The sequence below is a fragment of the Natrinema salinisoli genome, assembly GCF_020405205.1.
Lineage (GTDB): Archaea > Halobacteriota > Halobacteria > Halobacteriales > Natrialbaceae > Natrinema > Natrinema salinisoli.
This window is the reverse complement of record NZ_CP084469.1, coordinates 4,060,857-4,076,846: the sequence shown is the minus strand read 5'-3', so window position 1 is coordinate 4,076,846 and position 15,990 is coordinate 4,060,857. Positions and strand designations below refer to the sequence as shown.

General features: G+C 65.2%; 15 protein-coding genes. 6 read left to right on the top strand and 9 right to left on the bottom strand.

What is annotated here, in order from left to right:
• Positions 1-56 precede the first annotated feature (56 nt).
• The 4 genes from LDB05_RS20230 to LDB05_RS20215 are packed head-to-tail and all read right to left on the bottom strand — an operon-like array spanning position 57 to position 4,670.
• Positions 57-2,540, bottom strand: coding sequence for an aerobic carbon-monoxide dehydrogenase large subunit (locus tag LDB05_RS20230; RefSeq protein ID WP_226005769.1), 2,484 nt, complete (start codon positions 2,538-2,540; stop codon positions 57-59).
• Positions 2,537-3,196, bottom strand: a complete 660-nt coding sequence (locus tag LDB05_RS20225; protein ID WP_284145780.1) for a (2Fe-2S)-binding protein — start codon at positions 3,194-3,196, stop codon at positions 2,537-2,539. Before LDB05_RS20225 ends, LDB05_RS20230 begins: the two co-directional genes overlap by 4 nt.
• Positions 3,193-4,080, bottom strand: coding sequence for an FAD binding domain-containing protein (locus tag LDB05_RS20220; RefSeq protein ID WP_226005768.1), 888 nt, complete (start codon positions 4,078-4,080; stop codon positions 3,193-3,195). The genes LDB05_RS20225 and LDB05_RS20220 overlap by 4 nt, the downstream gene beginning before the upstream one ends.
• On the bottom strand, positions 4,077-4,670 hold the full coding sequence (locus LDB05_RS20215; protein WP_226005767.1) for an SRPBCC family protein: 594 nt from the start codon (positions 4,668-4,670) through the stop codon (positions 4,077-4,079). Before LDB05_RS20215 ends, LDB05_RS20220 begins: the two co-directional genes overlap by 4 nt.
• A gap of 164 nt (positions 4,671-4,834) precedes the next feature.
• Here LDB05_RS20215 and LDB05_RS20210 point away from each other — a divergent pair, with 164 nt between their 5' ends.
• The gene (locus tag LDB05_RS20210; RefSeq protein ID WP_226005766.1) at positions 4,835-6,064 is read left to right on the top strand and encodes a molybdopterin molybdotransferase MoeA; all 1,230 of its coding nucleotides are present in this window, start codon (positions 4,835-4,837) and stop codon (positions 6,062-6,064) included.
• Positions 6,061-6,732 carry a nucleotidyltransferase family protein gene (locus LDB05_RS20205; protein ID WP_226005765.1) on the top strand — a complete coding sequence of 224 codons (672 nt, stop codon included), beginning with the start codon at positions 6,061-6,063 and terminating at the stop codon, positions 6,730-6,732. Before LDB05_RS20210 ends, LDB05_RS20205 begins: the two co-directional genes overlap by 4 nt.
• A 104-nt stretch (positions 6,733-6,836) precedes the next feature.
• Here LDB05_RS20205 and LDB05_RS20200 read toward each other — a convergent pair whose 3' ends face one another.
• The gene (locus tag LDB05_RS20200; RefSeq protein ID WP_226005764.1) at positions 6,837-6,989 is read right to left on the bottom strand and encodes an AbrB/MazE/SpoVT family DNA-binding domain-containing protein; all 153 of its coding nucleotides are present in this window, start codon (positions 6,987-6,989) and stop codon (positions 6,837-6,839) included.
• A gap of 57 nt (positions 6,990-7,046) precedes the next feature.
• The gene (locus tag LDB05_RS20195; protein ID WP_226005763.1) at positions 7,047-7,340 is read right to left on the bottom strand and encodes a hypothetical protein; all 294 of its coding nucleotides are present in this window, start codon (positions 7,338-7,340) and stop codon (positions 7,047-7,049) included.
• Positions 7,341-7,476: 136 nt separating this feature from the next.
• On the opposite strand from LDB05_RS20195, the gene LDB05_RS20190 reads away from it, so the two are divergent.
• The gene (locus tag LDB05_RS20190) at positions 7,477-8,331 is read left to right on the top strand and encodes a 3-hydroxyacyl-CoA dehydrogenase family protein (RefSeq protein WP_226005762.1); all 855 of its coding nucleotides are present in this window, start codon (positions 7,477-7,479) and stop codon (positions 8,329-8,331) included.
• 103 nt (positions 8,332-8,434) lie between these two features.
• Positions 8,435-9,757, top strand: a complete 1,323-nt coding sequence (locus tag LDB05_RS20185; protein WP_226005761.1) for an ABC transporter permease family protein — start codon at positions 8,435-8,437, stop codon at positions 9,755-9,757.
• Positions 9,758-9,787: 30 nt separating this feature from the next.
• Here the strand turns inward: LDB05_RS20185 and LDB05_RS20180 are convergent, their stop codons facing one another.
• The 3 genes from LDB05_RS20180 to LDB05_RS20170 form a co-directional block, all read right to left on the bottom strand.
• Complete coding sequence (locus LDB05_RS20180) at positions 9,788-10,210, bottom strand: thiol-disulfide oxidoreductase DCC family protein (RefSeq protein ID WP_226005760.1); 423 nt, start codon at positions 10,208-10,210, stop codon at positions 9,788-9,790.
• Complete coding sequence (locus tag LDB05_RS20175; protein WP_226005759.1) at positions 10,210-11,826, bottom strand: HTTM domain-containing protein; 1,617 nt, start codon at positions 11,824-11,826, stop codon at positions 10,210-10,212. Before LDB05_RS20175 ends, LDB05_RS20180 begins: the two co-directional genes overlap by 1 nt.
• A gap of 377 nt (positions 11,827-12,203) precedes the next feature.
• Positions 12,204-13,250 carry a phytoene/squalene synthase family protein gene (locus LDB05_RS20170; protein WP_226005758.1) on the bottom strand — a complete coding sequence of 349 codons (1,047 nt, stop codon included), beginning with the start codon at positions 13,248-13,250 and terminating at the stop codon, positions 12,204-12,206.
• A gap of 161 nt (positions 13,251-13,411) precedes the next feature.
• Between LDB05_RS20170 and LDB05_RS20165 the strand changes: the two genes are divergently transcribed.
• On the top strand, positions 13,412-14,053 hold the full coding sequence (locus LDB05_RS20165; protein WP_226005757.1) for an SDR family oxidoreductase: 642 nt from the start codon (positions 13,412-13,414) through the stop codon (positions 14,051-14,053).
• 260 nt (positions 14,054-14,313) lie between these two features.
• On the top strand, positions 14,314-15,966 hold the full coding sequence (locus LDB05_RS20160; protein WP_226005756.1) for a long-chain fatty acid--CoA ligase: 1,653 nt from the start codon (positions 14,314-14,316) through the stop codon (positions 15,964-15,966).
• Positions 15,967-15,990: the final 24 nt, after the last annotated feature.

Genomic DNA, 15,990 nt, shown 5'->3' with positions numbered 1-15,990 from the left:
CCCCTCCCTGCGGCCGGTCGGCGTGGTGGCTGTTCGCGATTCGGGGTCCGCTCGAGTCAGTCGTCCGCCGTTCCGTCGCTTTGCTGGCCATCGAACTCGAGGGCGACGTTATCGGCGGGGTCCATCGAGAGCCCCGCTTCGTCGAGCTTCTCCCAGACAGTATCGGGCGTCATGGGCATCTCGACGTGGCTGATCCCGCCGTGTGACATCGCATCGACGACGGCGTTGACGATCGCCGGCGGCGAGCCGACGGTCGGCGATTCGCCGACCCCCTTCGCCCCGATCGGGTGGTGGGGCGACGGCGTGACGGTGTGTCCCGTCTCGAACTCGGGAATCTCCATGGACGTCGGCAGCAGGTAGTTCATGAAGTCGCCGCCGGTGACGTTGCCGTTGTCGTCGAAGGTGACGTGTTCGAGCATCGCCGTCCCGATCCCCTGAGCGAGACCCCCGTGGATCTGGCCCTCGATGATCATCGGGTTGATGCGGTTCCCGCAGTCGTCGACCGCGACGAACTTCTCGAACTCGACCTCGCCGGTCTCGCGGTCGACCTCGACGATCACGATGTAGGAGCCGAACGGGTAGGTCATTTCCGGCGGATCGTAGTAGTTGATCGCCTCGAGGCCGGGCTCCTCGCTCGAGGGGTGATTCATGTACGCGCCGGCGGCGATCTCGGTAATCGAGATCGAGCGGTCCGGCGCGCCGGTGACGTGGAACTGGCCGCTCTCGCGGTCCCAGTCGATGTCCTCCTCGGCGGCCTCGAGTTCGTTGGCCGCGATGGCTTTGGCCTTCTCGCGGACCTTCCGGGAGGCGACGGCGGCAGCCGCGCCGGCGACCGGCGTACTTCGGGAGCCGTAGGTCCCGAGGCCGTAGGGATCGGTGTCGGTGTCGCCGTGTTCGACGGTGATGTCGTCGACGTCCATCCCGAGCTCCTCGGCCACGATCTGCGCGAACGTGGTTTCGTGGCCCTGGCCCTGCGTCTGAACGCCGACCCGGACGGTGGCGTTCCCGGTCGGGTGGACCCGGATCTCCGCGGAATCGAACATTTCGACGCCCGCGATGTCACAGGACTGGCCGGGACCGGCCCCGACCACTTCGGTGAACGAGGAAACCCCGATGCCGAGCAGCTTGTCGGCGTCCTCCTCGATCCGGCGCTGTTGTTCCTCGCGGTAGTGATCGTAGTCGGCCATCTCGAGGGCCTTGTCCAGCGCCTTCTCGTAGTCGCCGGAGTCGTAGTTCCACCCCGTCGCGCTCTCGTAGGGGAACTGGTCGGGCTGGATGAAGTTCTTCCGCCGGACCTCGGCGGGGTCCATGTCGAGTTCGTCCGCGAGTACCTTCACCATCCGCTCGATGAGGTAGACCGCCTCCGTCACGCGGAACGAACACCGATAGGCCACCCCGCCCGGCGCGGTGTTGGTATAGGCCGCCGTCAGCGTCCCGTAGGCCGTGTCGATGTCGTAGGAGCCGGTGAAGATGTTGAAGAACCCGGCGGGGAACTTCGAGGGCTGGGCGACGGCGTTGAACGCGCCGTGGTCGGCCAGCACGTCGGTTCGGACCGCCTGAATCTCGCCGTCCTCGGTCGCGGCGATCTCGCCGGTCATGTCGTAGTCACGGGCGAACCCGGTCGACTGGATGTTCTCCGAGCGCTCCTCGACCCACTTGACCGGCTCCTCTAAGACGTACGACGCCGCGGCGGCGACGACGTAGCCCGGGTAGATCGGCACCTTGTTGCCGAACCCACCGCCGACGTCGGGGCTGACGATCCGGATCTTGTGCTCGGGGATCCCCGAAACCTGCGCGAAGAGCGTCCGGTGGATGTGGGGCGCCTGCGAGGTCATGTGGACCGTCAGCTTGTCCTTGCCGGGATCGTAGTCCCCGACCGCACCGCAGGTCTCGATCGGCGCAGGATGGAGTCGCTGGTAGAGCATGTCCTCCTTGACGGTCACGTCGGCTTCCTCGAAGGCCTCGGCGGTGGCCTCCTCGTCGCCGGTCTCCCAGTCGAGGCAGTGGTTGTCCTCCTTCCCCTCGATGTCGTCCCTGATCACCGGCGCGTCGTCTTCGAGCGCGTTCTCCGCGTCGATAACCGGATCGAGCACGTCGTAGTCGACGACGACCTTCTCGGCTCCGTCTTTGGCCGTGTACCGGTCGGTCGCGATGACGGCGGCGACCTCCTGGGATTGGAACTTGACCTTGTCGTTGACCAGGACGTCCTGCGTGTCGTCCATCAGCGTCGGCATCGTCGCGAGATCGTGCTCGAGCAGGTCCTCGGCGGTGAGGACGGCGACGACGCCCTCGACGTCCAGCGCTCGCGACTTGTCGATGTTTTCGATGCGGGCGTGTGCGTGCGGACTGCGAACGATCTCGCAGTGGAGCATCCCCGGCTTCTTGATGTCGTCGACGTAGTTGCCCCGGCCGGTGATGAAGCGCTGGTCCTCCTTTCGAGTGACTTCCTCGCCCATCCCGCCGCGGCCGTGTCCGCAGTGCTTTTCGGGCTGTGGTCCGCCGTCTTCGGCCTCCGCGAATCGTTCGGAATCGCTGCTCATTCGCGCTCACCTCCGGAAACGGAGTCGTGTTCGCGATCGGTCGTCGGCCCGCCACAGCAGTTCTCGACGCCGCAGTCGAACTCGCCGTCCTCGTCGGTCAGCTCGGCCGGCGTAATCGTCGAGCCGTCGGCGTCCGTGACGACGCCGCCGTCCGCGGCCGCGATCTCCCCTTCCTCGAGTTCCTCGGCCGCGTACTCGATCGAGCGGACGATGTTCTGGTAGCCGGTACACCGACAGAGGTTGCCGCTGATGGCCTCGCGGATCTCCTCCTCGTTCGGGTCCGGATTCTCGTCGAGCAGTGCCTTGCCGGACATGATCATCCCGGGCGTACAGTACCCACACTGCAGGCCGTGTTCCTCGCGGAATCCCTCCTGCAGCGGGTGCAGGTCGTCGCCGGCCTCTGGGAGGTCCTCCATTCCCTCGACGGTCATGAGCTCGCTTCCGTCGGCCTGCGTGGCAAACATGAGGCAGGACTTGATCGGCTTCCCGTCCTTGAGGACGGTACAGGCCCCGCAGTTGCCGGTGTCGCACCCGATGTGCGTGCCGGTCAGGTCCAGTTCCTCCCTGATCGCGTGGACGAGCAGCTGCCGCGGTTCGACGTCGATCGTGTGTTCGGTGCCGTTGACCGTCAGCGTGATTTCTCGCGTGTCTGTCACTGTGATACCCTCCGTTTGACCAGTCCCGCGCGTTCGGCGGCGTCGCCGAGCGCGCGCTGGGTGAGGACGTTTACCATGCGTTCCTTGTAGCCGGCGTCGCCGTGCTCGTCCGATTCGGGGTTGGACTGCTCGGCCGCCAGCTCGCCGGCGCGTTTGAACACCTCGCTGCCGGGCCGCTCGCCCTCGAGGTGGTCCTCGGCGTCGGTCGCCCGGACGTTCGTGATGTCGACGGCCGTGAGACCGATGGTGGCAGTCTCGATCCGCCCGTCCTCGTCGAGGACGAGCCGTGCGGCCGACCCGGCCATCGCGTAGTCGCCGACCTTCCGCTTGAGCTTGTGGTAGGCGCTGCCCTCGCGAGGGGCCGGCGTCGGGACTCGGATCTCGGTGATGAGCTCGTTCTCGTCGAGGGTCGTATCGTAGGGCAAGAGGAAGAAGTCCGCCGCTGGGATTACCCGCTCGCCGTCCGGGCCCTGCGCCACGATTTCGCCCTCGTGTGCGAGCAGGACGCTCCCCCAGTCGCCCTTCGGGTCGGCCTGTGCGATCGCACCGGCGACCGTGCCGCGGTTTCGGATCTGGGGATCCGCGACCAGCGGTGCCGTGTCCGCGAAGCTGCCGTACTGTTCGGCGACCAGATCGGATTCCTCGACGTCCGCGTGGCGCGCGAGCGCGCCAATCCTGAGCCACTCGTCGTCCTCCTCGAGGTAGTCCAGCCCGTCGATGGCGTTGATGTCGATGACGGTCTCGGGAACGGCGAGTCGGAACCGAAGCATCGGTACCATGCTCTGCCCGCCGGCCAGGATCGCCCGATCGTCGAGGCTCTCGAGGAGGCTCACGGCCTCCTCGACGGTATTAGGCTCGTGTGTCTCGAACTGAGCCGGTTTCATAGCATCCCGCGGATCCGGTCCGTGATGCCCGAATCCGTCTCGTCGACGTCGCTCATCTGCGTCTCGATGTCGCTGAAGAAGTTATTCACGATCTTGTTGGCGACCGGGTTGATGACTCGCGAGCCGAGCTGGGCGATGCGTCCCGAGATGTCGGCCTCGGTCCACCACTCGATCCGCGATCCCTCGCCGTTCTCGAGCGGGTGGATCTGCATTCCCGACTCCATGCTGAAGCTACTGCCGCTGGCGGTTCCCGTTCCCGTCGCGGTCATGATGAAGTTCTCCTCGTCGCGTTCCTGGATCGTCACCGACGTCTCGAAGCGAGGCTTGACGCTCCCGACGCCGACCTGCATCAACGCGGCGTACTCCTGGCCCTCGACGAACGCTCGTGCGGCCACGTCTTCCGGATCGGCCTCGGGGAGCGTCTCCGCGTCCTCGTCGGCCTCGTAGTCGTCGTAGCTGAAGTCGTCGTCCATCGGCGTGATGTACTGACAGCCCTTCAGCGAATTTCGGACGGCAATCGGGTCAGAGAGGACGACCCACGCCTTCTCCGGCGGGACGTCCTCGAGTTCGAATTCCCCGTCGAACTCCATTATGACCACCCGCGTCGGAGCCGCGATGGTCGTGTGTCGGTCACCGTCATCTTTTATAACCCTGCACTATGTGCATACTATTTACCACAGTACATGATATCCCCTACCACACAAATAAACATGAGTGTTTGCCGACAAACACGTTTAACCGTTTATTTAGGTTTATGACGAGAGACAAACCCCATGCCGGCGACGATCTGATCGAACTGGATGCGGCGGTCGACCGCGTCAGAGCGCTCCGAACGGAGTGGCTGCCGTCCCTCGAGACGGAACGCGTCTCCCTCGACGGCGTCGCCGGACGGACGCTCGCGGAACCGATCCGCGCGCCGGTCGACGTGCCGGCGCAGAGTCACGCGACGATGGACGGCTTCGCGTTCGACGCGACCGACGAGTATCCCCTGAGACTGGTCGACGACCCGGTATACCCGGAGGACGAACCTCCAGCGCTCGAGTCCGGAACGGCGATCCGGATAGCGACCGGCGCGCCGGTACCCCGGTCGGCGAACGCGGTGCTCAAGCGCGAGGAAGCGACCGTCGACGACGGCCAGCTTACGGGGACGCCAGTCGAGTCGGGACAGTACGTCTACCAGCGGGGCAGTAACGTCAGTGAGGGAGAGGAGCTGTTCGAGGCGGGGGAGCGGCTCGGGGCGAAGGACGCGCTGTTGCTCGGCGATCTCGACGTCGACGACGTCGCCGTCCGCGAACGTATGTCCGTCGGACTGCTCGCGACCGGCACGGAGATCCACGAGGGACGCCACCGGGATCTCGATTCATCGATGCTGGCCGGACTCGTCCGCTCGTGGGGGCACGAGGCGACGTACGAAGGGTCGGTCCCCGACGAGAACGACCGAGTCGAGTCCCGAATCGACGAGCTGGCCGGCGAGTACGACGTCGTCGTCACGACGGGCGGCACGAGCGTCGGCGACAAGGACTACGTAATCCGCACCCTCGCCGAACTCGGCGACGTGCTGTTCCACCGCGTCCGACTCCGGCCGGGTAAACCGATCGCAGTCGCGCGGCTCCCCGACCACAATGCGGTGGCGATCGCGGTCCCCGGAAAGCCCGTCGGTGCCTATCTGGTGACGGCACTCGTCACTCGCCCGTTCTTTACGGGCGACGCGTCGCTGCCGACGGTGTCCGCGCGGATGGCCAGAGACGTCGGGATCGCCACCCCCGGCTTCACCTACGCGATTCCCGTCACGCTGTCGGACGGCACCGCGATGCCGCTGGGCCACGCCGACTCCGCACTGCCGATCTACGGGGAGACGTTCGACCCGAGCGTGCTCTCCTCGAGTACGCGCGCCAGCCGCGCCGACGGGTTCGTGCTGACGGAGGAAGCCGTCGCCGCCGACGAGACGGTCGCCGTCGTTCCGTCCACGGTTCTGGAACAATGACGGAGGAGACGTCCGAGGGGGAACCGGAACGGCCCGCCACCGGCGAACTCCCGATCCTCGAGCCGGCAGCGCTGTCCGGTGAGTCCGGGTCGCCGACGGTCGCCGGCGTGTTGCTCGCCGCCGGGACGAGCACCCGCTTCGGTGCGGCAAACAAGCTGCTGGCGACGGTCGACGGCGAGCCGGTGGTCCGTTACGCCGCACGAACGCTGATCGAGAGCGACGTCGACCCGGTCGTCGTCGTCCTCGGGCACGAGGCCGATCGGGTTCGAACCGCACTCGAGGGGATCTCGGTCGAGACGGCCGTCAACGAGGCCTACGACACCGGACAGGCGTCCTCGCTCCGGACCGGTATCCGGGCGATTCGACGGCACGACGTCGACCCCGACGCCGCCCTCGTCGCGCTCGGCGACATGCCCTTCGTTTCGCCGACGACGATCGACGCGCTGGTGACCGCTTACGCCGCAGACGCCGGAGACGCGATCGCGGCGGCGTTCGACGGGAGCCGCGGCAATCCGGTGCTGTTCGACGAGCGATTCTTCGACGTGCTCGCCGACGTCGACGGCGATATCGGCGGTCGAGAGATACTGCTCGAGGACGATGCGAGCGTGCTCCTGTCTGTCGACGACCCCGGTGTACGCCGTGATATCGACGTGCCCGAGGATCTTTAAGCGGCATTCTCGAGGACAAGTGGGTGGCACTCGAGGACGCGTAGGCGGCGTTCTCGAGGACCCATTGTCACAGAGGGGAGCGCGAACGGACGCTGACCGACGCGCTACTCGGACTCGACTTTCTTGACGACGATCTTCCCGTCTTCGACGTGCCACTCGATGCGATCTCCTTCGCCGACGTCGAGGAAATTACGAACCGGTTTCGGGACCGTCGTCAGGTTCTTTTCCGAGACTTTCGTATCCGTGAGATTGCCCATTACCGGCACGTACACGCCTAGTCGATACATAGTTTACGCTATGGCAAGCGCGACGGATCAGCCGCTCGAGCGCCATCGGTGAGCGCCCCCGTCGGACGCCTTACTGAAGTCCAGGTTGTATCGATCGGATTCGACGAGCACCGGGCCCGGGACGTACCGGTCGTCGGCCCCGTCGACGGGCTCGAGGAGGTTTCGGTCCGCCATCGTCGAGAGGACGTCTCGAACCGTCCCCTCGCGGCCGGGAATCAGATTCGCCTCTTCCATCACGCCGTCGACGTCGACCTGCCCGCGAAGGAACGCCAGCCGGATGGCGGATACCCACGCCGGCTCGCGCTTCGTTTCCCGACACATGAAGGGTACGTCGAGGGCGACGTTGTTATAGTTTCTGACGGGAACGTAAAAGCTGTCTTTCACCATCGACGCTGCTACAGTGGACGGCACCGACAGCCATCGCCAGCCTTACGCCGGTCTTCGGTATACGTGGCGTATGGTTCGCGAGCAGATCGATCGAATCGGCGTCGTCGGCGCGGGAACGATGGGCAGCGGCATCGCACAGGTCGCGGCGACCGCCGGCTACGACGTCGTCATGCGCGACATCGAACGGGAGTTCGTCGAGAACGGATTCGACACTATCGACGACAGCCTCGGACGCCTCGCAAACCGGGGTGATCTCGAGTCGGAGCCGTCGACGATCCGCGATCGAATCGAGGGAACGACCCACCTCGAGGACCTCGCGGAGTGCGACCTCGTCGTCGAGGCCGCCCTCGAAGAACTGGACGTCAAACAGAGCATTTTCGCCGGCCTCGAGCGGGTCTGCGATCCGGACGTCCTGCTGGCGACGAACACGAGCACGCTCTCGATCACCTCGATCGCCTCCGACCTCGAGCATCCCGAGCGAGTGATCGGACTGCACTTCATGAACCCCGTCCCGATCATGGAGGGGGTCGAGGTCGTCGTGGGGGAGAAGACGACCGACGACGCGACCGAACTGGCCCACCGGCTCGCCGAGGACCTCGGGAAGACGACGTGGGAGGCCGACGACAAGCCCGGCTTCGTCACCAACCGCATCCTGATGCCCTGGATCAACGAGGGAATCCGCGCCTACGACGAGGACGTCGCCTCGAAGGAGGACATCGACACGGGAATGGAACTCGGGACGAACGTCCCGATGGGGCCGCTGACGCTGGCTGATCACATCGGGCTCGACGTCTGCCTCCACGCCTCGGAGACGCTCCACGAGGAACTCGGGGACCGATACAAGCCCGCCTACCTCCTCAAGCGGAAAGTCGAGGCCGGCGACCTCGGGAAAAAGACCGGGAAGGGGTTCTACGAGTACGAATGACGGCCGTTTCGACGGCTTTCTCCGTTTGAAAGGGCGGTGCGCGACTTCGCGGATTACTCGAGCGGAGTAAATTATTTATTTTTGATACTCGAGTGTCGATACGATGCGAACAACCCGCCTCGTATTCGCCCTCTGTTGTTGTGCCGCCCTCGGAGTGGCCGGCGTCACCGCCGTCGCCGGCGCACCGCCTCCGATGCAGCTCTGCGGCGTCTGCGGTCCCGGGGTCGCGAACGACGCCGAGATCACCGGGGCGACGGGTCAGGGAACGCTCGATATCTACGTCGACGAGGCCGGCGACTCGCGATGGCACGCTCGCGTGCCCGTCAACGAATCCGCAGCCGAACGATATCGGACGAACGAGACCGCGCTCGAGGCCGCGGTCGACGACGCCTGGGCGTGGTCCCACGCGGCAGAGGGTGACGTTCGGGCCGTCGAGCCGACGCTCGAGGGAGACACGGTCGTCGTGAACTACACCGTGGCCGACGTGGCCAAACGCGGCGTCGGAGACACCTGGCTCCTCGACTACTTCATGACCGGGACCTCGACCGCACGCTACGAGGTCGTGGCCGAGCGAGTGACGATCCACACCCCCGACGGGACGACGATTACGAATCGCGTCTCCGACGCCGACGTCGACGGGAACGCCGCGACGTGGACCGGCGACGAATTCGACGATCAGACGTCCGTCACCTACGGCAGCGGCGGCGTCCTCGACATCGCGAGGGGCTACGCGACGATCGGTCTCGAGGTCGGTCCGACGGCGCTCGTCAACGGGGTAGCCGTCGGGTTCGTCCCCGGCGTATTGATCGGCCTCCTCGGCGTCGTGATCGGTCGTGGCACCGCCGGACGTGCTGCGTACGACGCAACGGCGGGCCGCCTCGGCCTCCAGCGACCGACGGTCGACGGGGTGACGCTCGATCGACTGATCGTTGCCGTCGGTATCGTCGGTGCAGTCGGGCTGCTCGTTTTCGGGGCGGTGACGACCAGTCGGACGTTCCCGCCGGGCGCCGTCGCGTTGTCGTCGCTGGGAGTCGGATACGCGCTGCTCGGAGCGCTCACGTCCCGCTTCGGCGCTCGGTTCGAGACGCGCGGACTGGTCGGCCTCGCGCTACTCGCGACGATCACCGCCGCCGGCTACACCGGACTGTTCGCCGCGGCGGTGCTGTCTCCGTGGGTGTTTCTGTTCGGATTCGCCACCGCACTCTTCGTGCCGATCGGCTACGCATTCGAGCGCGGTCGGCGTCCGGTTGCACTCCTCGCGGCCGTTGCAATCCTTCCTAGCACCGTGCTCGCCCTCGGTGGTCCGGTGAGGGTGAACGTTATGACTGGCGTGATCGTCATCCTCGTGCTTTTCCCGTGGTTCGTCGTCCTCGCGCTGTTTGGCTCTCCGCTCGCGGTGCTCGGACGACGACTGGCGACGACCTGAACGAAGCACCCACGCGAGACGCGAGAATCGTCACTCGAGGAACCGGGCATTGACGTCGACGTCCGCCGGCGGCATCGCACACTGATCCTTTTTGCCGAACCACCGATAGCGGCGGGCGGCGACGAAGTCGTAGCAGACGTCCCGAAACCGACGGGGCAGGAATCGAGAGGGTCCGAGAAGCGCGTAGACGCCGCCGAGACGTCTCGCGATTCGAATGGCCGCGTCCGACTTCACGTAGCAGTCGTCGCCCTCGATCAGGACGATCGACTCGAGTTCGTCGGTCGGGAGGCCGTGCTCGGCGAGCAACGCCGTTCCCACGTCGGACTGCAGCGACGCGAAGCGAAAGATTCCCTCCGTATCCCGCGGGAGGATGAACTGGACGAACCCGTTACAGAGGTTGCAGACGCCGTCGAACAGGATGATCGGGTTGTCGTCAGGGATCGTCTCGCTCATCAGTTACGGTGATTCGGGGCCGGCCCAAATTCAGCGTTCCGATCATGGTCGGCAACCTCCGCCGGACACGACCGTTCGACGACAGTCTTCGTCGTCGGCGTTTCGGCCTCGCCCTCGAGGCGAATCGGCTGTTCCGTGTACGTTAGGGTGACGTTCTCGACGAACGCGTCGGTCTGCGTGCGGGCTCTCTCACACATGTGCGCCGCGAATCGATCGGCGCGGTCGTCGTCGCCGGACAGCGAGTCCATGTACTTGCGCCAGCGGAAACTCGGGAGCGTCTCGGCGGCGTCCGGCGGCGGGGCGTCTCGGAGCGTCGACCCCTGCAAGACGTCGCGGTTCTCCTCGTCGACGACTCCTGCTTCGACCACGTACCAGCCGTAGCTCGCGGGCGGATCGGGAGCGAACATCGTCCACTCGTGCTCCTCGGGATCGATCTCTTCTATCGGTTCGAACGCGTTCGCGACACCGAGGAGCCCGACACTCCAGAGCGCGACGACGAGCAACAGACAGCCGAGGTGGATCGACCAGTACCGTTGCGTTCGTCGCCGAGTCGGTTCCGAGAGCGATGATCCCAGCGTTTGCGGCCGACTCAGCGTACTGGTACGAGCCCGGAACGCTGTGGCACCACGCTCGAGGACACCTACCCGGTCGACGGCAACGCCCGCGACGGACTCGAGGGCGTCCCAGACTCGCGGCGGGAGAAACAGGAGGAGGCCGCCGATCAGGACGGCGGGGAAGAGGCCGACGGCCATCGAGAGCGCCATTCCGACGACCGTCGCGATAAACGCGGTGGCGTACGCGGTTCGGAGGCGACCGGTAAGCACTATCAGGAGCGGTGCGCCGGTCACCAGTCCCGCCCAGATATAGGTCCCCAGGGTGAGGAAGAGCGGATAGTCCACGAGGTGGGTTCCGAGCAGGACCGTCAGCTGATCCTGCCGGAGCGCGTAGTGGAGCGCCTCCCCACTGTGCCAGGTGTCGCCTTCCGCTTTCAGGAGCGCGTTACTGACGAAGACGACGACGACGGAGCCGAGCATCGCAGCCGTCGCGGGCGTGACGATCCGGGGGTCGGTTCCGGATCGGGTTCTGGGTTCCGCATCCTCACTGTCAGCCCCGGACGCATCGGGATCGCCCAGCGCGTCGAGCGCCCAGCGGGTTCCGAGCGGCAGGAACACGGCCAGCAACACCAGCTGGCTGAGGAGCTTGTCGCCCCCGTTCAGGAGGTGCGGATTGCGAGCTTGCACCGAAACGAGCAGGAGCAGGGAGAGAACGGTCGCGGTCCGCGTCCGATAGCCGACGAGGAGTGCCACGGCGGCGATTGCCGCACAGGCGAAGAGAACGGCCTGTGCCCACGGTTCTCCAGACAGGGTGTGAAGCGAGTACCTCGCGGCCGGGTACTGGTTGACGAGCAGCGCCCGCGGAAGCACCCCGTCGTCGGTGTAGAACGTGACGAGATCCCGTGATCGATGGAATACGTCAAACAGTAAAACGAGTCCGAGCACGATGCGAAACGCAGCGAGCGCACGCGTGTCGATACCGAACCGACGGGCGAGCGCGTCCCGTACGCGCGCTCGCAACTGAACTCTCGAGATGGAGGAATCGGTATCGGTCAGTAGCATTGGTCTCGATCGGTCTGTTCTCGAAACCGACGGTCGAAGTGATTCATGGCTTCGGGTGCCGATGGGAACACTCCATCGGGACAGATATCCGTCGGCGTACGGGTCGGCGGTTTCCCTTCAATAGATAGCTCCGTGATATATTCTTTGTGTCTCTCATCGACGGCTCCGTCGGTCACTGCGACGGCTTCGAAGCGATCGTCGCGGATCGCTCGAGGTCACCGTGGACGCCGATCGCGTCTGGGCCGGTGTACTCGGACGGGTGCACCGATGGACTGAAGGAAACAGCAGCAGGGTACGCAGCGTCACACCAGTCGGTGCCGGCTCTCGGGCGGCCGACCGTTCTCGCCGGACGGACTCCGCGTATCAGCACCGACCGGTCATTGATGGAGCGGCTGTTCCGACATCGTGCGCCGGAGTTCCTCGAGTCGCGAGCGAGAGACACCCTCTTCGAACTGCTGGAGGAGGGCGAACACTTCCGCGCGAGACACCTTGACGTCGCCCTCGCGGACGACGTCCTCGGGACGCTCGCGCAGTTCGCGAAGCGTCCCGACCGCGAGGAGGTACGGAATCGCCCACGCGGAGAGTCGGTTGCCGTGCTGTTCCGGTACGATCTCGAGGTAGCGCTGGGCGTCGTCGAGGTAGCGTTCGGCGCGGCCTGTCACCCGCTTGATGACGTTCGTGACGCCACCGTGGTGGGCCTCGTCGGTAACTGCCTCGACGTCGACGTCCTCCGCCGCGAGCCACTCGGCGGGGAGATAGACGTTGTTTTCGTCGTGATAGTCGTCCTGGACGTCCTTCGCGATGTTGACCAGCTGGAGGAGCAGGGCGAACGAACGGGCGTTCTCCCGCATCTCCGTCGCTCGCTCCTGTGAGGTCCCACGGGCGACCAGCCCCGTGATCAGGGTGCCGACGGTCCCGGCAGCGTACCAGCAGTACTCCTCGAGTTCCTCGATCGTCTGCAGCCGCAAGCCGCCCTCGGTAGCGTACCGATCCGTGAACATCGCCATCCCGTCGACGAGTTCGCGGACCGGTTCCCGCATGATTTCGCGGGGCTCCTCGTCGAGCGATTCGAACGTTCGCAACACCCGGGGCGTCTCCGCGACGACCTCCCAATCGTCGTTTCGGTCCTCGGGAATCCACGGCTCGACGTCCTCCATGAAGGCTTCGACCGAACCCGCCGACTCCGGATCGAGCAACCGATCGTACTCCGCGAGTAGTTCGGTCTGCGCGTCCGGCGGAATGTGTCCCGCATCCTCGATCGTGTCGGCAATTCGACAGAGGAGGTAGCCGATACAGATGTGTCTCGCCATCGGCTCCTCGAGCCGATCGATCGTGATCGAAAAAGTCCGCGAAACGCCGTGAACGGCGTCGTAACACCACTCGAGGTCGGCGTCAATTGTGGATTCGGTCTGGCCCGTGGTCATCTACTCGAGATAGTTTAGGTAGCATCCGGGAAAAACGCCGCGGTCGCGGCGTACTCTTCCGATCGGTGTCGAACGGGGGCCGCAGACGGATCGTGTGACCCCCGTCCGTCCCGTCGATAGCCGACGAAATTCGTATGGGATCGGCGGTCGAAGCCGCGCCTATGACTCGAACCGTACTCGTCGCCGGGGCACACGGACAGGTCGGACGACACGTGACGGAATCGCTCGCCGAGCGTGGCGATACCGCTCGAGCGATGATCCGCGAGGCGTCACAGGCCGACGAGATGGAACGACTGGGCGGGGAGCCGGTCGTGGCGGACCTGACCGAGACGGTCGACCACGCTGTCGAAGGCTGTGATGCGATCGTCTTCGCGGCCGGCTCCGGCGGCGAGGACGTCTACGGCGTCGACCGCGACGGAGCCATCCGCCTGATCGACGCCGCGAGTACGGCCGGCGTCGACCGGTTCGTCATGCTCAGTTCGATGGGCGCCGATGACCCCGACGCCGGCCCCGAGCCGCTTCGAGACTACCTGATCGCGAAAGCCGAGGCGGACGAATACCTCCGCAACAGCGAGCTGGTCTCGACGATCGTTCGCCCGGGCGAGTTGACCACCGAATCCGGAACCGGCGAGATTCGGGCGGGGACCGGGCTCGAGCTCGGCTCCGGCGACATCCCCCGCGAAGACGTCGCCGAGACGCTCGTGACCGCGATCGACTTCGAACCCGTTTACGGGGCAACGTTCGAGATCCTGTCCGGTGACGAGTCGATCGAGGCGGCCCTCGAGACGATTGGTTCACAGTGAATCGATGGCGGAGCGGGCTTGGTGTCCAGGTCCATGTCATCCGGCAGAACACCTGATTTGGCTTGCATGGAACGGCCAGATGACCGGCCCCCATCGTGATCCCTCTCACCGCTCTGAAAACGGCCGGGAGATATCTATAATACATTTTATCATTCAGGATTCCACACCCTCGAGAATCGGGGACGACCGTGTCTCCCACGGAATCAGTGGCATATGTATGGAAAGAATAATACAGTCTTTGTGCCACAGTATAAGACGAGATGCCAGCAGGAACAGACCAAACACTTCGGCCGTTTTTGTGGCGAGCGAGCAAGCTGTATTCCGACACAGAGATCGTCTCCCGGAATCACGACGGGATGCAGCGATACACCTACAGCGAGTACGCGGATCGAACGAGCCAACTCGCGAATGCCCTCGACGAGTACGGAATCGAGGAGGGTGACCGGGTCGGAACCTTCTGTTGGAACCACTCCCGCCACTTCGAGACGTATTTCGCCGTGCCGTCGATCGGCGCGCAACTCCACACGATCAATCCGCTCCTCCCCGACGCCCACATCCAGTTCATCGTCGACAACGCCGACGACGAACTGATTTTCGTCGACCAGTCGCTCGCACCGAAGCTCGCGGGCGCCGTCGCCGACGCCGACGACGAGTTCGACGACGTCGACTTCGTCGTCATGGGCAGCCAGCCGGCCGACGACCTCGAGGCGACGCCCTACGAGTCCTTCATCGAGGGCCACGAGCCGGAGTACGACTGGCCCGACGTCGACGAGGAACAGCCCGCAGGGATGTGTTACACCTCCGGGACGACCGGCAACCCGAAAGGCGTCGAGTACACCCAGCAGATGCTCTGGAGCCACACGATGGCCACCCAGACGCCGCAGGGGATCCCGATGGCCGACGACGACGTCGTCATGCCCGTCGTGCCGATGTTCCACGTCAACGCCTGGGGGATGCCGTTCACGGCGACCGCAGGCGGCGCCAAACAGGTCTTCCCTGGCCCCTCGCCCGAACCCGAAGACCTCGCGAACCTCATCGAAAACGAGGGCGTGACGATCAGCGCCGGCGTTCCCACCGTCTGGCTCGGCCTGATGGAGTACTGCTCGGAGAACGACGTCGACCTCTCGACGCTCGACACCGTCATCGTCGGCGGCTCGGCCGCACCGAAGTCGATGATCGAGTGGTTCGACACGCAGGGCGTCGAAGTGCTTCACGCCTGGGGGATGACCGAAATGTCCCCGATCGGCTCGGTCTCGCATCTCAAAGCCGACCTGGAGGACGCCGACTACGACACCCAGCTCGAGAAACGGGGCAAACAGGGGCTCGTAGTTCCGGGACTCGAGTTCAAAGTGATCGACGAGAACGGCGAGGAGATCGCCTGGGACGGCGAGGAGTTCGGCGAGCTGTGGATCCGCGGCCCGTGGGTGACGAAGGAGTACTTCAAGCGGCCCGAAGCGAACGAGGAAGACTTCGAGGACGGCTGGCTCAAGACCGGCGACGTCGTCACCGTCGACGAGGACGGCTACCTCAAGATCGTCGACCGGGAGAAGGACGTGATCAAATCGGGCGGCGAGTGGATCTCGTCGGTCGAACTCGAAAACGCGATCATGGCCCACGACGATGTCGCCGAGGCGGCCGTCGTCGGTGTGCCCCACGAGCGCTGGCAGGAACGACCGGTCGCGTTCGTCGTTCCGGTCGAGGGCGCCGATCGGGAGACGCTCGTCACCGAGATCAACGAGATGCTCGCCGACGAGTATCCCAAGTGGTGGCTGCCGGACGAGATCGAGTTCATCAAGGAAGTGCCCAAGACGGCGACGGGCAAGTTCTCGAAGAAGGACATCCGCGAGGAGTACGCCGACCAGTCCCTCGTTGAAGGGCAGGTTCCGGAAGACGCTGCGCCGGACAGTAACTGAGGCCTCCGGCTTCGATTTTTTGTG

Coding starts and splice junctions, on each gene's coding strand:
- LDB05_RS20230 (WP_226005769.1), bottom strand. CDS start 2,540: ATGAGCAGCGATTCCGAACGATTCGCGGAGGCCGAAGACGGCGGACCA.
- LDB05_RS20220 (WP_226005768.1), bottom strand. CDS start 4,080: ATGAAACCGGCTCAGTTCGAGACACACGAGCCTAATACCGTCGAGGAG.
- LDB05_RS20215 (WP_226005767.1), bottom strand. CDS start 4,670: ATGGAGTTCGACGGGGAATTCGAACTCGAGGACGTCCCGCCGGAGAAG.
- LDB05_RS20210 (WP_226005766.1), top strand. CDS start 4,835: ATGACGAGAGACAAACCCCATGCCGGCGACGATCTGATCGAACTGGAT.
- LDB05_RS20205 (WP_226005765.1), top strand. CDS start 6,061: ATGACGGAGGAGACGTCCGAGGGGGAACCGGAACGGCCCGCCACCGGC.
- LDB05_RS20200 (WP_226005764.1), bottom strand. CDS start 6,989: ATGGGCAATCTCACGGATACGAAAGTCTCGGAAAAGAACCTGACGACG.
- LDB05_RS20195 (WP_226005763.1), bottom strand. CDS start 7,340: ATGTGTCGGGAAACGAAGCGCGAGCCGGCGTGGGTATCCGCCATCCGG.
- LDB05_RS20190 (WP_226005762.1), top strand. CDS start 7,477: ATGGTTCGCGAGCAGATCGATCGAATCGGCGTCGTCGGCGCGGGAACG.
- LDB05_RS20185 (WP_226005761.1), top strand. CDS start 8,435: ATGCGAACAACCCGCCTCGTATTCGCCCTCTGTTGTTGTGCCGCCCTC.
- LDB05_RS20180 (WP_226005760.1), bottom strand. CDS start 10,210: ATGAGCGAGACGATCCCTGACGACAACCCGATCATCCTGTTCGACGGC.
- LDB05_RS20175 (WP_226005759.1), bottom strand. CDS start 11,826: ATGCTACTGACCGATACCGATTCCTCCATCTCGAGAGTTCAGTTGCGA.
- LDB05_RS20170 (WP_226005758.1), bottom strand. CDS start 13,250: ATGACCACGGGCCAGACCGAATCCACAATTGACGCCGACCTCGAGTGG.
- LDB05_RS20165 (WP_226005757.1), top strand. CDS start 13,412: ATGACTCGAACCGTACTCGTCGCCGGGGCACACGGACAGGTCGGACGA.
- LDB05_RS20160 (WP_226005756.1), top strand. CDS start 14,314: ATGCCAGCAGGAACAGACCAAACACTTCGGCCGTTTTTGTGGCGAGCG.